The sequence below is a fragment of the Marinomonas sp. PE14-40 genome (genome assembly GCF_051623805.1).
Classification (GTDB): domain Bacteria; phylum Pseudomonadota; class Gammaproteobacteria; order Pseudomonadales; family Marinomonadaceae; genus Marinomonas.
Map to the genome: position 1 here is coordinate 4,648,183 of NZ_CP130700.1, position 15,897 is coordinate 4,664,079.

Sequence of the window (15,897 nt, forward strand, 5' to 3'; positions counted from 1 at the left end):
GACAGGTTTTTAGGGTTTATACACCATGCATATAATAAAACTGATTCCACTTTTCTTTTTGCTGGTTAGCTCCTTTTTGCCGGCTGGTACTTTATCTCTTACTCATATTCGACCGCATAATGATACTGATGTGCGTAATGCCTACTTTATTGATGTTCTCAAACTTGCACTTTCAAAAACAGAGCGTCGGTATGGCCGTTTCGAATTACATAAATCAGAAGTTGAAATGAATCAGTCGAGGGCTCTGAAGAACCTTGAAAATAAAAAAAATATTGATGTAGTTTGGACTATGACATCAATTGAAAGGGAGGAGTTACTTGAGCCAATAAGAGTCCCTTTATTAAAAGGTTTACTTGGTTATCGTGTATTTATTATCAGAAAAGGGACGCAAGATAGCTTTTCTTCTGTGAAAAGTATTTCTCAACTCAAAAAACTATCCGCAGGGCAGGGGGCTGATTGGCCTGATACAGAAATTTTAAAAGCAAACGGGTTCTCAGTTGTTGAAGCGAGTGGTTACTCAGTTTTATTTAATATGTTGGCTGGAAAGAGGTTCGATTATTTTCCTCGTGGTGTGAATGAGCCCTGGGCTGAAGTGACCGCTCATGTTGATAAGAACTTGGAGGTAGAGAAAACACTGATACTGCAATATCCTGCACCTATCTACTTTTTTGTTAATAAGGATAATCAAGCCCTTGCTAAGCGAATTGAATTAGGTTTGAGAATGGCGATAGAGGATGGTTCGTTTGAGCTCATTTTTCGTAACCATCCTGCTAATAAAGAAATCTTCAACCTAGCAGAGATAAGCAAACGTCGTATTTTTAAATTAGAGAACCCCTATTTACCGGCTAAAACACCAATTGATGAGGATGTGCTTTGGTATCAAGGGGACTAGTATTGAGGGCACTTTAGTAAGGTTTGTATGATTATTTTGTAGCTAATTATTTTGTATTACATGACACGAATAGTGTCTAGCCTTAGGCTACCCTAAACAAGGTTAGAGACCGAAATTAAGTTTTTTGATTCTAAAATAACAAAGAATGATAACTAAAATAGGTAAACCGTGAAATATTGAAATCACATAACCTGGTGATAGGTATTCAAAGGCAATTGAACTAATTAACATGCCTAGTCCAAATCCTGTGTTTTGCATAAAGGAAATGGAGCTGAATAGAGGTAATCTAATCTTGTCTTCTGTGTGTTGAGCTCGAGTGATAAAGCAAACTTCTGAAATGCCATCACCTATGCCAGCTATAAAAAAGCAAATTAAGCTCAAAACCAAGATGTTTTGATTAAAGGCTAAAATAAATCCAGAAGACATGATGATTACAGCAATAAAAAAACTTTTTTCCATGCGCTTTTTATTTTCATCAGTCACCTCCTGTTTAGGTATTAAACCAAGGCGTTTACTTAAGAGTGCACCACTTAGTTTGCCTAAAGCCCATACGGCTATGATATAGCTCATTATCTGTGCAGCTGAGCTTGGGTCAAAGTATTTAGCAATAATAGGGAAGCCTACATTGTGAGATGCGCTTCCTAATGTGTCTGCTAGTGTAATTAGGAGCATGGCAGATATTATGGGAGATTTTGCTAATGCTTGTTTTAATAACTCAATATCTTGTTTAAAGGTTTGCTGTAATGGACTTTGTTTAATTTCTTTTGGATATAAATGAATGACTAAAGCGACACAGGTCGCGGCGCCCAAATAGCCTAAAATATTTAAAAAGATAACGGACTCATAACTGAATACGCCTATGATAATGCCTGAACTGAGAGCGCCAAGCACCATTCCGATAGAGGATAAAGTCGTTATCCATGAATTAGTCTTACCAAGGTTATGTGGGCCAATAAAGGATGTTAGCTGACTATTAAGGCCGATACTAAAGAGGCTGTTTGCCACTCCTAGAATAAACCCGAGGAAAGGAATAATCGTCAAATGAACATCCGAATAGGTAATTAAAAGGAGCGATAAGCAGCTAGCGCGAATTAAATCTAAGCATACAAGGGATACTTTTCCTGGGTAAAGACGGAAAAGGCTACTGGAAGCTAAGCTCGCAACTAGACCGCCAAAGACACGGCAGGCTAAGAAAATACCGACCATGATAGGACTATTTGAAAGATAATAAATGTATGAGCTTAGTGCCACCATATTCAAAAAGGCGGAAAAATCTGAGAGAAACCTTGCGCTAAGAATAAAGGTGATGTTTGAGGATATTATATTTGTCTGATTGCTGTTGGCGTTAGTGCTAGCGGGCATTAGTTGGTCGTCTTGTCCAAGTAGTCTAATGAAAAGGTACGACTTTATGTCTTAATAGGTAATCAGCATAGATAAGATTTTTTACATCTTGTTGGTGCAATAGGGTGAGTCCGTTAGGTTCAAATTTTGGGTTTGATACGTTTTTAAACTGCGCTAGATATCATACTTACCTTCAAGGAAGGTCAATGATGTGTTGAGCGCTTTCTCTACTTGAAATTCCATTGCCATTCTTTCGTTTTGAGGAAGATAGAAAGCCATATCCACTTCGTGACGTATATATCTAGGAGGAAGGTGGTTTAAAGTTTGGCAAATCAGATCGGCAATAAAGTTATCAGAAAACTCTTCTGCGAAATGCGTATTAATATAGTCAAGGACAAGGTGCTCGTAGTAATTATGGATATTATTATCTAGCCTCATTTTATTGGCTCCTATTCCTGTTAGGTCCGAAAGAAATACCTTATTCAAGTATAGGTATCCTGACATGACTTGCTGCCTGTTTGCTTAAAAAAAGCAGTATGTTTGCTTAAAAAAAGCAGTATGTTTGAGAGTAAAATGAAAGAGTGGGTGGCAACGAACTTTATGATAAACACGAATAATTGTCGCTTTTGCTAAAAAAAGCATTATTTACATACAATTTTAATAAATAGATGCGTATAATCTGCGCGCTTATCATTTTTTGGAAACTGATAGGTATTAAATTCGTAGGAATTACCTATCAATTAATTAAATTTTTTGGAGTTTAAAATGGCTGTAGAACGCACTCTATCTATCATCAAGCCTGATGCTGTTGCTAAAAACGTTGTTGGTGAAATTTACTCTCGCTTCGAACGTTCTGGTCTTAAAGTTGTTGAAGCTAAAATGGTTCAACTAGATGACGAATTGGCTGGTGGTTTTTATGCTGAGCATAAAGAACGTCCTTTCTACAAAGACCTAGTTGGTTTCATGACTTCTGGTCCTGTAATGATCTCTGTACTTGAAGGTGAAGGCGCTGTTCTTCGTCACCGTGAGCTAATGGGTGCTACTAACCCTGCTGAAGCTGCTGCTGGCACATTGCGCGCTGACTATGCTGCGTCTATCGATGCTAACGCTGTACACGGTTCTGACTCTCTAGAGTCTGCTGCTCGCGAAATCGGTTATTTCTTCGGTAAATAATTGCTTTTTTGCAGCGATTTAACTTATTAAACTTTTACTCTGTATTTGTTTGATAAGTAAAGAATCTCCTAAAAGAAACAGGCTAAAGCCTGTTTCTTTTTAGAAGCTTCTGAAAAGGATGTCTTTTTCAGAAGCTTTTTTGTTTTAAACTATTAATACCTAATGCTGAATTTTGGCAAGTGACATGACTATGACTGAAGTTAAAAAGGTGAACTTACTGGGTTTACCACCTAAAAAAATGATTGAATTTTTTGAGTCAATTGGCGAAAAGAAATTTCGGGCGACTCAGGTACTGAAATGGATTCATCAAAAGGGTGCTGATGATTTCGATCAGATGACAGATGTTAGTAAGGCACTACGTCATAAGCTTAAGGATATTTGTGAGATTCGTGCTCCAGAGGTGGTTTCTCAAAACATCTCAAATGACGGAACCCGTAAATGGATTATCCGTACTGAAGGTGGTGGTAATAACTGTGTTGAAACTGTGCTTATTCCAGATGGCGACCGAGCGACATTATGTGTTTCTTCACAGGTTGGTTGCTCCCTAGATTGCAGTTTCTGTTCAACTGGTAAGCAGGGTTTTAACCGTAACCTGACGCCAGCTGAAGTCATTGGGCAGGTATGGGTTGCTATCAAATCCTTTGGTCCATTTGATCCCAATGGTCCTCGTCGTGTGACTAATGTGGTCATGATGGGAATGGGGGAGCCTTTGATGAACTTTGAGCCCGTTGTCGATGCTATGACACTGATGATGGATGATAATGCTTATGGCATGTCTAAGCGTCGTGTTACCTTGAGTACATCAGGTGTTGTACCGAAAATTTATGAGCTCGCTGAACGAACGGACGTATCTTTAGCTATTTCTCTTCATGCACCAACAAATGAATTACGTGATGTTTTAGTACCTATCAACAAGAAGTACCCAATTAATGAATTATTAGGGGCTTGTCAGCATTATTTGACCAGCTTGCCTGATAAGCGTCATATTACCATTGAATACACTATGATGGCGGGTGTGAATGATAGTGAAGAGCAAGCAAGAGGGCTATCTAAGCTGTTAAAGACATTAGAATGTAAAATTAATCTGATTCCTTTTAACCCGTTCCCTAGTTCTGGTTATGATAAACCATCGAATAATCAGGTTCGTCGATTCCAGAAAGTGTTAGCAGATGATGGCTATACCGTCACAGTCAGAACAACACGTGGTGATGATATTGATGCGGCATGTGGCCAACTTGTTGGTGACTTCCATGATAAAACCCGTCGTAGCCAAAAGTATATTGAACTCAAGGAAATTCAAGACTAACCATGTTATCGGATGCTTACTCTGGATGAGTAAGTCGGGCTAGCTTTTTATTTATCGTATTCGACTGACAAGGATGTCAATGATGCGTATTTTATTATCGCTTATATTAAGTGTCATTTTGTTTGGCTGTAGCCATCAGCCTAGTAGTATTTCGCCTGTAAGTAACCCACCTAAAAGTTTGATCACTAAACTTGATTTCGTGCAGAAGTATTTGGCTTTAGAATCATGGGCTCAAGCCGGAGTAATCCTATCATCATTTACCTCGGTAGAGCTGGCTTATTTATCTCAAAACTCTCTAGACTATTTGCGGTTAAAAGGGGTTTATTTAACTCAAAGTAGACAAATTGATAAAGCAAAAAAACACTATCAATTTGCCGTAAAAACCTTCCCCAATGACATTGTGTTATTGAACAACTTTGGTGTTTTGTTGCTTGCGAATAAAGACTTTATTCAGGCCTGCAACAATTTTAAAAAAGCAGTCTTGTTATCGTCTCAAAACTCATTTTCTGGGCTAATTAACCTTTCTCGGTGTGAACTTGGCTTTAAAAAGGTCGATATGGCGAGAATGTACTTGCAACGAGCGAAAGAAATCAACAATTTACCCTATATAGGTTTGCTGACTGAGCTCAATCTTGCTTTAATACTGGGTGATTTAAGTGGGGCGCGTCAATCTTACAACAAAATCCAGGCTAAACAAAAAAATGCTCCTTACATCGAGCATAAAAATGAGTATGAATGTCTATTGCAGCAGTACAACGCAGCGGAGTTAGACTCAACACATTACTCATCTTTGCGACCCCCTTTTGCCTGCGTCGTTCAAGGTATTGAATATGGAATCTGGAATTCAAGAAAACAATGAAAATAAGATCATTGTTAATATAGGTAAAGAGCTACAACGTAAACGTAATGAGTTAAATTTAGATGAGCGTCAAATAGCGACTCAATTAAAGATTCCAATTGAACAAGTACGTGCTTTAGAAGCGAATGAATTTGATTACTTTCGCAGTGCTACTTTCGCCCGCGGCTATTTGAAAAATTATGTGCGTTTATTAGAGTTAGAAGAAACTCGATTACTAGGCGCTTTTGATAGTGTTCTTGAAGAATGCGAGCCAAGTGTTCAACCAATTAATAAAAATGGCAAACAGGCTCAGATGGCTGATCCAATTGTCATTCTAGTTTCTGTTGTAATTGGCGCCATGTTAATTTTTCTCGCATTTTGGTGGCCAACCATGATGCAAGAATCTCCTATCATTTCTACCGACCCCGTTATTGAACAAGAGGAAGCTGTCCAAGAAACGGCTCCTGAGCCTGAGTTAGTTGCGCCAGCTAATACAATTGAAAACGACTCAGCTGATGTTGAAGAAACGGTAACAACCGAAACTGTAACTGATACTAAAGCAGATGATGTTGATAATGTTCGTTCAGTTACTGAAGACGTAATTAATAATGAACGTTCTGATACCGCTAGTACTGAAGATGCTGATGTTGTTACTGGTTTATCTGCAGAAACTATTGCCATTTTGAAAGATGCAGGCGTTAACCCTGATAATATTTCATTACCTGCTAACGAACCAAGTTTGGCTGAAAAGGCGGCAATTGAAGCTAGCCTTCCAACACCTTACGACGATGATGTCGTTATCAATTTTAGTTCAGATTGTTGGACAGAAGTAAGAGACGGTAACGGTAGGATTTTATACTCAGGTGTTAAGAAAGCGGGTACAGATTTAACTTTAACCGCTCAAGGTCCTTATAAAGTTGTCCTTGGTTTTGCTGGTGGTGTTTCTTCCCTCATTTATAAGGGTGAAGAGTTCGACTTTTCCCCTTTTACCCGAAAAAACCTAGCTCGCTTCGAGCTTAACTAGAGAAATCTATGCACTTTGAATCTCCCATAAAACGACGTCAATCTCGCCAGATTATGGTGGGAGACGTTGCTGTAGGTGGTGGTGCGCCTATCAGCGTACAGAGCATGACCAATACTGAAACCTGTGATGTTGACGCAACGGTTGCTCAGATTAGAGCAATTGCGGATGCAGGTGCGGATATTGTTCGTGTTTCAATTCCTTCTATGGATGCCGCTGAAGCCTTCAAAAAAATTCGCCAAGAGGTGTCAACACCATTGGTAGCCGACATTCACTTCGATTACAAAATTGCTTTAAAGGTAGCTGAGTACGGAGTGGACTGTTTGAGAATTAATCCGGGTAATATCGGCAGCAAAGATCGTATTCGCTCTGTTGTAGATTCAGCTCGTGATCATGGCATTCCTATTCGTATTGGTGTGAATGCAGGGTCTTTAGAAAAAGACTTACAAAAGAAGTACGGCGAACCTACCCCAGATGCGCTTGTTGAATCAGCTTTTCGTCAGATAGGCTTTTTTGATGAATTAGACTTTCAAGAGTTTAAACTTAGTTTAAAAGCATCTGATATATTCATGACAGTCGAAGCTTATCGTAAGATTGCGAGCCAAATAGATAACCCGCTTCACCTAGGTATTACTGAAGCTGGTGGTTTGCGTTCTGGTACGGTGAAATCATCTATTGGTCTTGGTATGTTGCTAATGGACGGTATAGGTGACACGTTGCGTGTTTCCTTAGCGGCAGACCCTGTGCAAGAAATTAAAGTGGGATGGGATATGTTGCGTAGCTTAAAGTTGCGTAATCGTGGTATCAACTTTATTGCTTGCCCTAGCTGCTCACGCCAAAACTTCGACGTTATTAAAACTATGAATCAGCTGGAAGAGCGCCTTGAAGACATTAAGGTACCATTAGATGTTGCTGTGATTGGTTGTATTGTAAATGGTCCAGGTGAAGCTAAAGAAGCCGATCTAGGTCTTGCTGGTGGTACACCAAATAATATGGTGTATGAAGATGGTAAACCATCTAATCAGTTACAAGCAGATGAAATTGTCGATCAGCTTGAAAAGCAAATTAGAGCAAAAGCTGACGCGAAAGAGAAAGAATTAGAGCAAATTATTGCAAAGGCATAAGTTGCGCTAGCAGTTTAAGGAATACAAAGTGGCACGTAAAATACAAGCAATTCGAGGCATGAACGACATTCTGCCAGGACAAACTTCTATCTGGCAATATCTTGAAGCTAAGGTTGCAGATGTCGTAAATAGTTACGGTTATGATCAAATCCGTTTTCCTATTGTTGAAACAACAGATTTATTTAAACGTGGGGTTGGTGAAACAACAGATATCGTTGAAAAAGAGATGTATACCTTTGACGATAGAAATGGTGATTCTTTAACGCTAAGGCCTGAAGGCACAGCAAGTTGTGTTCGTGCAGCAGATCAAGCTGGATTGTTATTCAATCAAGTTCAGCGTCTTTGGTATGTGGGCCCTATGTTCCGTTATGAGAGGCCGCAAAAAGGACGCTATCGTCAATTTCATCAAATTGGTGTTGAGACTTTCGGTATGTCTTCACCAGACATTGACGCTGAATTAATCATACTGTCAGCTCGTTTATGGCAAGCATTAGGTTTACTAGAACATGTTGAACTTGAATTAAATACGATAGGCACAGCAGCTGCTCGAGAAGCCTATAAAGCAGCCTTGGTTGCTTATTTAACGCAATTCAAAGATGAACTTGATGAAGACAGCCAAAGACGTTTGGGTACTAATCCATTACGTATTTTAGATTCAAAAGATGCTCGTACACAGGAGATCCTTAATGATGCTCCTGATCTTGCAGACCATATTGATGATGAATCTCGCCAAGAGTTTGAGAGATTAAAAGAAATATTAACGTCAAATGGCATTGCTTTTACTGTCAACAGTCGCTTAGTTCGTGGCCTTGATTATTATGGCAAAACCGTTTTTGAATGGGTAACTACTCATTTAGGCGCTCAGGCAACTGTCTGTGCTGGTGGACGTTATGATGGTTTGGTTGAGCAATTAGGTGGCAAAGCAACGCCAGCGGTTGGATTTGCGATGGGCATTGAACGATTAGTGTTATTGCTTGAGACACTAGAGCTCATTCCCTCAGAAGCTAAGAGTCAAACTGATATCTTTATTGTGAGTATGGGTGATGCTGCTGAACTTGCTACATTCACTTTAGCAGAACGTTTAAGAGATGCTGATAAAGGGTGGCGCATACTAAGACACTGCGGTGGCGGTAACTTTAAGAAGCAAATGAAAAAAGCCGATGCATCGGGAGCCAAATTTACCTTAATTATTGGTGATGCAGAGATTGAAGAGAGTATCTGCCAAATTAAAGATATGAGCACAGGTGAACAGAAGAACTGTGTGATTGATGCTGTTGCAGATTACTTATCAACAAAAGAACAAAATTGAACTAATTCTGCTAATTGGGTACTAATCCAAAAGAGTTTAAGTGCAGAACAACGCAAACAGAATGAAGAGGAATGTTAAGTGTCAGAACTTAAGACAGAAGAAGAACAGATAGAAGCCTTTAAAACCTGGTGGAAGAAAAATGGAACTTCACTCGTGCTTGCCGTATCTGTTGGTGTAGCTGGCTATTTTGGTTTTCAAGCTTGGCAGCAAAACCAAGAGAGTCATTTAGCAGAAGCCTCTTCTTTATTTGAGTCTATGAGCCAAGCGGCGACAGATCTAAGCGAAGAAAAGAACCTTAAGACAGTCTCTTTTATAGCTGATCAGCTAGTTAATGATTTTGATGATACAGGCTACGCAACTTTCGCTCATTTATTTCAAGCTAAGGTTGATGTGGTAGCTGAAGACTATGATGCTGCTATCGATACCTTAAATGAAGCGAAAGCAAGCACAGACGATATTACTTTAAAAGCGATTTCTGACCTACGTATTAGTAAGGTGCTTGTTCATCAAGGTGAATTAGATAAAGCCCTTACTCAGCTAGCTATGATTAACTTAACTGAGTTTGATAGCCTTAAGCTTGAGTTAAAAGGTGACGTGTTACTTGCACAAGGCAAAACGCAAGAAGCCAGAGCATCTTATCAAGCTGCTCGTAATGCTTTAACACAACAAACTCAGAATCCTTTGTTAGATATTAAATTGCAAGACCTAGTAGAGAGCTAAATTCGTGAATAAATTTTCTCTGTTACTCGTGGTTTTGACCGCATTTGTTTTACAAGCTTGTTCTCAGTCTCGTCCAGCCTTATCTGCTCCCGCTAGTATGGTTAATCAAGTAGAATTAAGAACGGATTGGCGTCGTGGTGTTGATGGAGCTTTTGGTGAAGCTAGTGAGCGCTTCAATATTGTTAATGAAGATAATAGTCTTTATTTGGTAACTCGACGTGGAATCATCTATCAGCTTGATGCCGAAGATGGTCATCGTATTAAGCGTATCAAAGTTGAAGATACTGATGTCAGTGCTGGTTTAGCAAAAAATGCAGATCTTGCATTTATTTCAACTTATGATGCTGAGCTGATTGCTGTTTCATTGACACAAGAGTCAGAAGTATGGCGTAAAACGCTTACGTCAGAAATCCTTTCTGAAGTAGCTGTTGTCACTAATAAGCTAGCTGTTCAAACCTCTGATGGTTGGTTGAGTGTTTTGGATGCTAATACAGGTGATACTCTTTGGCGTACGAAAGAATCTGTTCCAGCATTAAGTGTACGAGGAACAAATGTCCCTATCATTACTGAAGGTAAAGTGATTGCAGGCTTCTCTAATGGTCAGCTGAAAGCTTATAGCTTACTAAATGGTAAAAGTGCTTGGTCTTTTGAAGTGGGTAAGCCAGAAGGTAAGTATGAAATTGAGCGTTTAACGGATGTAGATGGGCGATTATTACTTTCAGATAAAACACTCTTTTCAACAGCATATAATGGTACAATCAGCGCCATTGATGTAAACAATGGTGATGCATTGTGGCAGCGTAGTATTCCTAGTGCTTTATCAACAGCAATCATTGATGATTTGCTTATTGTTATCGATCAGGAAAGTAAAATTTTTGCTTTGAATGCAATATCTGGCAGTTTAGTTTGGCAACAAGATCAGCTGGCTGATAGAGATTTAATTTCTCCTGTTATTTTCCAAAATCAGATAGCAACAATTGATAGAGCAGGTTATGTACACATATTAGACAAAGATACTGGTGAAATAATTGCCTATAAATTGGCTGATCAAAACTTACCAGTAGGAAGTAGAATGGTGTCTAATGGTGAACAATTGTTTATACTTACGCCAAATGAACATGTAACCGCTTTAACGATTGATTAATGAGTTATTGAGAACTTTTATCTCAAAACTAAAAATCCATTAGAGTTAGGTTTTTTAAGTGGCTAGCGTCTTCATATAGGCGCTAGCCACTTTGTATTTATAAAGGTAAAAAAATGATTCCAGTTATTGCATTGGTTGGTAGACCCAATGTTGGTAAATCCACTCTGTTTAACCAATTAACCCGTTCTCGTGATGCGCTTGTTGCAGATTATCCTGGTTTAACACGTGACCGCAAATACGGTGATGGCCGTATTGGTGAACATGAATTTATTGTTATTGATACTGGTGGTATCAGTGGTGATGAAATGGGGATAGATGAAAAGATGGCTCGTCAATCACTGCTAGCGATTGAAGAAGCTGATACTGTACTTTTCCTTGTGGATGGACGCCATGGTCTAAACCCTGCTGATGAAATGATTGCCAATCATTTGCGTCGATCTAATAAACCTACTTTTATGGTAGTGAATAAGACTGACGGTATTAATGAAGATGTGGCTCTCGCAGACTTTTACAGCATTGGATTAGGAAACCTTCATCCTATTGCTGCATCACATGGTAAAGGTGTGCACAAACTCATTGATATCTGTATGTTACCGTTTGCTGAGCAAGTTCAAGAGGCGAAAGGCCAAATTGATATTGAATCTAAAGGAACTCGTATTGGCGTAATTGGTCGACCTAATGTGGGTAAATCGACTTTGGTTAACCGTATGTTGGGTGAAGACCGAGTGGTTGTTTATGACATGCCTGGTACAACACGTGACAGTGTTTATATCCCCTATATTCGTAATGAAAAAGATTACACCTTAATTGACACTGCAGGTGTACGTCGTCGTAAGCACATTAAAGAAGCTGTTGAGAAATTCTCGATAGTTAAGACTTTAAAAGCCATTCAAGATGCGAACGTTGTCATTGTGGTGATTGACGGTCATGAAGACTTGGTTGAACAAGATTTACATATGATAGGCTATGTAATCGATGCTGGTCGCGGCCTTGTGATTGCGGTGAATAAGTGGGATGGTCTCGACCAATACTCTAAAGAGCGAATCAAAACAGAAGTAGAGCGTCGTTTAGGATTTGTTCCTTATGCTAAAGTGCATTATATCTCTGCTCTTCACGGTACGGCTGTTGGTAACTTGTACGATACAATTGATGAAACTTATGAATCTTGTTATGCCAAGTGGTCAACTAACCGCTTAACACGCATCATGGAAGACATTATCAGTGAGCATCAACCTCCGCTCGTAAGAGGGCGAAGAATTAAGTTGCGTTATGCTCACCAAGGTGGCTCTAACCCGCCAAGAATTGTTATCCACGGTAATCAAGTTGAATCTTTGCCTGGTAGCTATAAAAAATACTTAGAGAATAAGTTTAGACAAGTGCTTAATATTACAGGTACGCCTATTACTTTTGAGTTTAAGAGCTCTGAGAACCCATATGCACCTAAAAAGCATTGGCGAACAGGCTCAGGTAATGGATAAATTGTTTAAGCTTAAATAGGTTTTTTGAAACAACCTATTGATTCTTAAAGATTAAAAGCAGCCTTGTAGGGCTGCTTTTTTTTGCCTGAATTTTTATGTTACTAAATAGGCGCTTTTTTAATATTTTGATTTAAAGCCAAAAGTGATACTTCTTAAGATCTAAGTGGGTACTTTGGGAATAAGAGCGGATGAAATTAGCGAGTGTTAAGAAAACATCTGAGGGATTACTTCAAGGAAGGTTAAATACTCAAACCGTGAGTAATCCTTTTATACAGATAGTTGAGCACCCTTTAAATCATGGTAAACGGCTTGGAATGATTCGTTTATGTCGTGATGCGTTAATGCAAAAATCGGCCATTACTCAAATAGAAGAACAATTAAATGGCTGGCAATCTAACCATAAAATTTTAGCTATATGGTATGAAGTGATTGAGAAATCTAATTTTTTAGATATCTCTGATATGTTAGAAAATGAAGCAGCTCAAAATCGCTTACTTAAAAAAATTAAGGGCTATTCAAAACCTAGCGTACTTTGGTGTGGTCAAGGATTTACTCAATCAAGTACCTTATTCAGTCAAGTTAACTTTTGCTTAGTGAATCGTGATGCAGGATACCCGCTTATAAGATATAAGCCGATGTATGAATGGGCTAATTCAGGTTTTATGTTAAATCATAAATTAGACTACTTTGATGTTATTCGTAAAGAAGCCCACACTAGTGTTTTATCTGTAATAGATGGCCGTAGTCGTTTATTAGAGCGTTTATCAAGCCAGCCATGGCAAAAACGAACCTGTTTGAATCTTAGTTCTAAGATGACGGAGATTTTTATTCAGGCAAATATTAGCTAAATAAGCTCAGTAAATTGAGTTTTACTTATCAAGTGACATTAGGTTTTATCTGTTTTGGCTATGTCATTATTTCGCTTTGCTTTATAGTCTTCCAACACGATGCTGAGAGCTGCTACAGCAGTTTCATTATCTACCTTATTAGTCTCTAGTATTTCTATTAGATCAACGGCAAGTTGAATATGTTTAGGTGCGTTTTCAAGGGGCATCTTAATTTACTTCCTTTCTATTTAATCCGTCGAAATATACCATATAGCTAACTTTTTATTTGAATGACAACAAAATATAGAGGTGATAATTTGCTAAAGAATACGTTTTGGTTAGAAAAATGGCAATCAGGCCAGATAGGCTTTCACCTTGATAAAGTGAATCCTTTATTAGTTGAATATTGGCCTAAACTTAATGAAGGTTCGAAAGTACTCGTGCCTTTATGTGGTAAGGCAAAAGACCTCATCTGGCTTGCTGAACAGGGTGTCAAGGTCGTTGGTATTGAGCTATCAGATATTGCTATACGGGACTTCTTTAAAGAGAATCTGCTATCGTATGAGCAAAGTTGGTACGATGGCGTTGCTTATTATCAAGCGAAGGAATTGGATATACTTTTAATAGAACAAGATTTTTTTGAATTTGAAGAGACTGATTTTGATGCTTGTTATGATAGAGCGTCATTAGTTGCTATCACAAAAGAGGCTAGGCCTAGGTATACTCATCACCTTAAGCAGAGGTTGAAGAGTAATGCTCATTTGATGCTGATTACCCTAGATTATGCTTATCAAGATGGAAGAGAGGCAAATTCGCCACCTTTTAACCTTCTGGATGATGAAGTGCTTGAGTATTGGCCAATCGCTGAGAAGCCAATCTTTAGCCAAGACCTCTTTTCCCAAAACCCACGATATAAAGCTAAGGGTTATTCTTATTTTTCTGAAAAGGTCTGGTTGATTGATCTAATTTTGTAAATCTATGCTTTTTTTGTATAGGCTGACTCTTATTATCTGAATTTTGGAGTTTTACCAATCTCATTAATTAAGGGGCCAGCGATTAAATCATCTCTTCTCTGTCTGCACTTTTAAGGTATAGGAGAAAAGCATCACACAAGACGTTATTTTGAAGTAAAGTAGGTACATTATAAAAAGGGACAAGCAGAGTGCTACTTTTCTGAAATGCCGGATAAGTATTATTCAAAGGCCCAAAAGCCCTATCTTTAAGTTGATAGCTTTATCAATAGAATGACTATTAAGTTTCATCTCTCGACATAAACCTAGCGGCTCTCATTTACATGCTAAGACGGGAGGGCTTATTCGTAGGTTCATTAATCTAGTTATTTTAGAATATAGATGAGTAGGGCAGTTAGGAACGTCTGATCTTAACTTATAAAAGATCTTATATAGATGGCACTTTAACCTGACACTTTGGCTTAAGCCCCTTAAAAGTAGGGCTAAAAGCCCTTTAAAATTAGGAGTGAGCGTATAAAGAAAGCACATATAAATTCAATTGTGCAAGTGAATTAAAAAAATCCTCTCTCTTCATTCCAAAAGGCTATTAATACCTCATTTTAAGTACTAAAAATCAGTGCTAAACCTGTCTAATAAAGGCTAAACTCAGCCTAATCATAAACATTTCTTTCACAATTTATTCTTCACTCCAAATATGTGCATATTCATCACAATATGTGCACATTTAATCAAATTAGCACCTGGCTTTTCCAATTTTGTAAACACAGGGGAAGCGTTCCTTTAGGTATTTTATTTATTTTAGAAAACGCTATTATATCTCTCATCGAACAGCAACTTACTTTCTAAGTAAAAAGTTATTAAATATAAATAGGAATATGAAAATGAAAAAAATTATCTCTTCAGGTTTGGCGGTTGTAGCATTTAGTATTGCAGCAAATAATGTTATGGCATCTGATTTTACCGATGACATAAATGATTTGAAATCAAGTATTACTGCAATTGAAAAACAATTGGATTCAATGGATGTTAATTATAACAAAGTTTCTTTAGAAACTGGATTAAACAGAACTCAAGAGCTAAGAGCGTTAGAGGCACAATATAAAGGTCTAAAATCAGACTTTAATAATGCTTATTTTGTAAACTAATAAAATTTAATTAATGAATATATAGGTACACTAAAATGAAAAAAATTATTATGACTTCAATTTCAACATTAGCTTTATCTTTGGGTGTTAGTTCTGTAATGGCTGCAGATTTTTCAGATGATTTAGATGGTTTTAAATCAAGCATAGCAGCGATTGAAAATCAGCTAGATTCAATGGATGTTTCTTATAATAAAGTTGAAATTGATTCAGGTTTAAATCGTACACAAGAATTAAGAGCTTTAGAGAGCCAGTATAAAGGCTTGAAAGCAGAATTTAATAATGCATATACAGCAAACTAATTGAAACAATAAAGGTACATTAAAATGAAAAATATATTCTCAACAACTATTACAGCTATTGCTTTATCTATGGGTGTTAATTCTGCTATTGCATCTGACTTTTCAGATGATGTTAATGATCTAAAGGCTAGTATTACTGCGATAGAGAAACAGTTAGATTCTATGGATGTGAATTACAGCAAAACAAGTTTGGATACTGGCTTGAATCGTACTCAAGAACTAAGAGCTTTAGAAGCTCAATATAAAGATCTTAAAACCGAATTTAGCAACGCTTACACAGCAAACTAATAACTTTATACTAATAGGTGA

The 15,897-nt window shown here is 37.9% G+C and carries 18 protein-coding genes; 15 read left to right on the forward strand and 3 right to left on the reverse strand.

Annotated features, from left to right (window positions below; genetic code table 11):
• Positions 1-25: 25 nt before the first annotated feature.
• Positions 26-892 (forward strand): substrate-binding periplasmic protein, encoded by an 867-nt coding sequence (locus tag Q0A08_RS21510; RefSeq protein ID WP_438463551.1) that lies wholly within the window; start codon positions 26-28, stop codon positions 890-892.
• 102 nt (positions 893-994) lie between these two features.
• Here Q0A08_RS21510 and Q0A08_RS21515 read toward each other — a convergent pair whose 3' ends face one another.
• Positions 995-2,254, reverse strand: coding sequence for an MFS transporter (locus Q0A08_RS21515; RefSeq protein ID WP_438463552.1), 1,260 nt, complete (start codon positions 2,252-2,254; stop codon positions 995-997).
• A gap of 153 nt (positions 2,255-2,407) precedes the next feature.
• Positions 2,408-2,671: a late competence development ComFB family protein gene (locus tag Q0A08_RS21520; protein ID WP_438463553.1), complete on the reverse strand. Its 264-nt coding sequence runs from the start codon at positions 2,669-2,671 to the stop codon at positions 2,408-2,410.
• 327 nt (positions 2,672-2,998) lie between these two features.
• Between Q0A08_RS21520 and ndk the strand changes: the two genes are divergently transcribed.
• From ndk to Q0A08_RS21570, 10 genes are all read left to right on the forward strand, one after another.
• A complete protein-coding gene (gene ndk / locus Q0A08_RS21525; RefSeq protein ID WP_009832329.1) occupies positions 2,999-3,406 on the forward strand; it encodes a nucleoside-diphosphate kinase in 408 nt (135 codons plus the stop codon).
• A 190-nt stretch (positions 3,407-3,596) separates the two neighbouring features.
• Positions 3,597-4,712 carry a 23S rRNA (adenine(2503)-C(2))-methyltransferase RlmN gene (gene rlmN, locus Q0A08_RS21530; protein ID WP_438463554.1) on the forward strand — a complete coding sequence of 372 codons (1,116 nt, stop codon included), beginning with the start codon at positions 3,597-3,599 and terminating at the stop codon, positions 4,710-4,712.
• A gap of 82 nt (positions 4,713-4,794) precedes the next feature.
• Positions 4,795-5,571: a hypothetical protein gene (locus Q0A08_RS21535; RefSeq protein WP_438463555.1), complete on the forward strand. Its 777-nt coding sequence runs from the start codon at positions 4,795-4,797 to the stop codon at positions 5,569-5,571.
• On the forward strand, positions 5,543-6,574 hold the full coding sequence (locus Q0A08_RS21540) for a helix-turn-helix domain-containing protein (RefSeq protein WP_438463556.1): 1,032 nt from the start codon (positions 5,543-5,545) through the stop codon (positions 6,572-6,574). The genes Q0A08_RS21535 and Q0A08_RS21540 overlap by 29 nt, the downstream gene beginning before the upstream one ends.
• Before the next feature lie 8 nt (positions 6,575-6,582).
• Entirely contained in the window at positions 6,583-7,695 is a 1,113-nt protein-coding gene (gene ispG, locus Q0A08_RS21545; RefSeq protein ID WP_438463557.1) for a flavodoxin-dependent (E)-4-hydroxy-3-methylbut-2-enyl-diphosphate synthase, read from the forward strand.
• A gap of 28 nt (positions 7,696-7,723) precedes the next feature.
• Positions 7,724-9,004, forward strand: coding sequence for a histidine--tRNA ligase (gene hisS / locus Q0A08_RS21550; RefSeq protein ID WP_438463558.1), 1,281 nt, complete (start codon positions 7,724-7,726; stop codon positions 9,002-9,004).
• Positions 9,005-9,082: 78 nt separating this feature from the next.
• The gene (locus tag Q0A08_RS21555; RefSeq protein ID WP_438463559.1) at positions 9,083-9,724 is read left to right on the forward strand and encodes a YfgM family protein; all 642 of its coding nucleotides are present in this window, start codon (positions 9,083-9,085) and stop codon (positions 9,722-9,724) included.
• A 4-nt stretch (positions 9,725-9,728) separates the two neighbouring features.
• Positions 9,729-10,868: an outer membrane protein assembly factor BamB gene (bamB, locus tag Q0A08_RS21560; RefSeq protein ID WP_438463561.1), complete on the forward strand. Its 1,140-nt coding sequence runs from the start codon at positions 9,729-9,731 to the stop codon at positions 10,866-10,868.
• A 113-nt stretch (positions 10,869-10,981) separates the two neighbouring features.
• The gene (gene der / locus Q0A08_RS21565) at positions 10,982-12,346 is read left to right on the forward strand and encodes a ribosome biogenesis GTPase Der (protein ID WP_438463562.1); all 1,365 of its coding nucleotides are present in this window, start codon (positions 10,982-10,984) and stop codon (positions 12,344-12,346) included.
• 188 nt (positions 12,347-12,534) lie between these two features.
• Positions 12,535-13,194 carry a hypothetical protein gene (locus Q0A08_RS21570; protein ID WP_438463563.1) on the forward strand — a complete coding sequence of 220 codons (660 nt, stop codon included), beginning with the start codon at positions 12,535-12,537 and terminating at the stop codon, positions 13,192-13,194.
• A 38-nt stretch (positions 13,195-13,232) separates the two neighbouring features.
• Here Q0A08_RS21570 and Q0A08_RS21575 read toward each other — a convergent pair whose 3' ends face one another.
• A complete protein-coding gene (locus Q0A08_RS21575; RefSeq protein WP_438463564.1) occupies positions 13,233-13,400 on the reverse strand; it encodes a DUF2496 domain-containing protein in 168 nt (55 codons plus the stop codon).
• A 90-nt stretch (positions 13,401-13,490) separates the two neighbouring features.
• Here Q0A08_RS21575 and Q0A08_RS21580 point away from each other — a divergent pair, with 90 nt between their 5' ends.
• The 4 genes from Q0A08_RS21580 (at position 13,491) to Q0A08_RS21595 (ending at position 15,876) form a co-directional block, all read left to right on the forward strand.
• Positions 13,491-14,147, forward strand: a complete 657-nt coding sequence (locus Q0A08_RS21580) for a methionine biosynthesis protein MetW (protein ID WP_438463565.1) — start codon at positions 13,491-13,493, stop codon at positions 14,145-14,147.
• An 878-nt stretch (positions 14,148-15,025) separates the two neighbouring features.
• Positions 15,026-15,289 (forward strand): hypothetical protein, encoded by a 264-nt coding sequence (locus tag Q0A08_RS21585; RefSeq protein ID WP_438463566.1) that lies wholly within the window; start codon positions 15,026-15,028, stop codon positions 15,287-15,289.
• A gap of 35 nt (positions 15,290-15,324) precedes the next feature.
• Entirely contained in the window at positions 15,325-15,588 is a 264-nt protein-coding gene (locus Q0A08_RS21590; protein ID WP_438463567.1) for a hypothetical protein, read from the forward strand.
• Positions 15,589-15,612: 24 nt separating this feature from the next.
• Positions 15,613-15,876: a hypothetical protein gene (locus Q0A08_RS21595; protein WP_438463568.1), complete on the forward strand. Its 264-nt coding sequence runs from the start codon at positions 15,613-15,615 to the stop codon at positions 15,874-15,876.
• Positions 15,877-15,897: the final 21 nt, after the last annotated feature.

What these genes read in the sequence shown, in the direction of transcription:
- Q0A08_RS21575 (WP_438463564.1), bottom strand. Translation starts at nt 13,400, where the DNA reads ATGCCCCTTGAAAACGCACCTAAACATATTCAACTTGCCGTTGATCTA.
- Q0A08_RS21520 (WP_438463553.1), bottom strand. Translation starts at nt 2,671, where the DNA reads ATGAGGCTAGATAATAATATCCATAATTACTACGAGCACCTTGTCCTT.
- Q0A08_RS21510 (WP_438463551.1), top strand. Translation starts at nt 26, where the DNA reads ATGCATATAATAAAACTGATTCCACTTTTCTTTTTGCTGGTTAGCTCC.
- der (WP_438463562.1), top strand. Translation starts at nt 10,982, where the DNA reads ATGATTCCAGTTATTGCATTGGTTGGTAGACCCAATGTTGGTAAATCC.
- Q0A08_RS21535 (WP_438463555.1), top strand. Translation starts at nt 4,795, where the DNA reads ATGCGTATTTTATTATCGCTTATATTAAGTGTCATTTTGTTTGGCTGT.
- Q0A08_RS21540 (WP_438463556.1), top strand. Translation starts at nt 5,543, where the DNA reads ATGGAATCTGGAATTCAAGAAAACAATGAAAATAAGATCATTGTTAAT.
- rlmN (WP_438463554.1), top strand. Translation starts at nt 3,597, where the DNA reads ATGACTGAAGTTAAAAAGGTGAACTTACTGGGTTTACCACCTAAAAAA.
- Q0A08_RS21515 (WP_438463552.1), bottom strand. Translation starts at nt 2,254, where the DNA reads ATGCCCGCTAGCACTAACGCCAACAGCAATCAGACAAATATAATATCC.
- ispG (WP_438463557.1), top strand. Translation starts at nt 6,583, where the DNA reads ATGCACTTTGAATCTCCCATAAAACGACGTCAATCTCGCCAGATTATG.
- Q0A08_RS21590 (WP_438463567.1), top strand. Translation starts at nt 15,325, where the DNA reads ATGAAAAAAATTATTATGACTTCAATTTCAACATTAGCTTTATCTTTG.
- Q0A08_RS21585 (WP_438463566.1), top strand. Translation starts at nt 15,026, where the DNA reads ATGAAAAAAATTATCTCTTCAGGTTTGGCGGTTGTAGCATTTAGTATT.
- ndk (WP_009832329.1), top strand. Translation starts at nt 2,999, where the DNA reads ATGGCTGTAGAACGCACTCTATCTATCATCAAGCCTGATGCTGTTGCT.
- Q0A08_RS21570 (WP_438463563.1), top strand. Translation starts at nt 12,535, where the DNA reads ATGAAATTAGCGAGTGTTAAGAAAACATCTGAGGGATTACTTCAAGGA.
- Q0A08_RS21595 (WP_438463568.1), top strand. Translation starts at nt 15,613, where the DNA reads ATGAAAAATATATTCTCAACAACTATTACAGCTATTGCTTTATCTATG.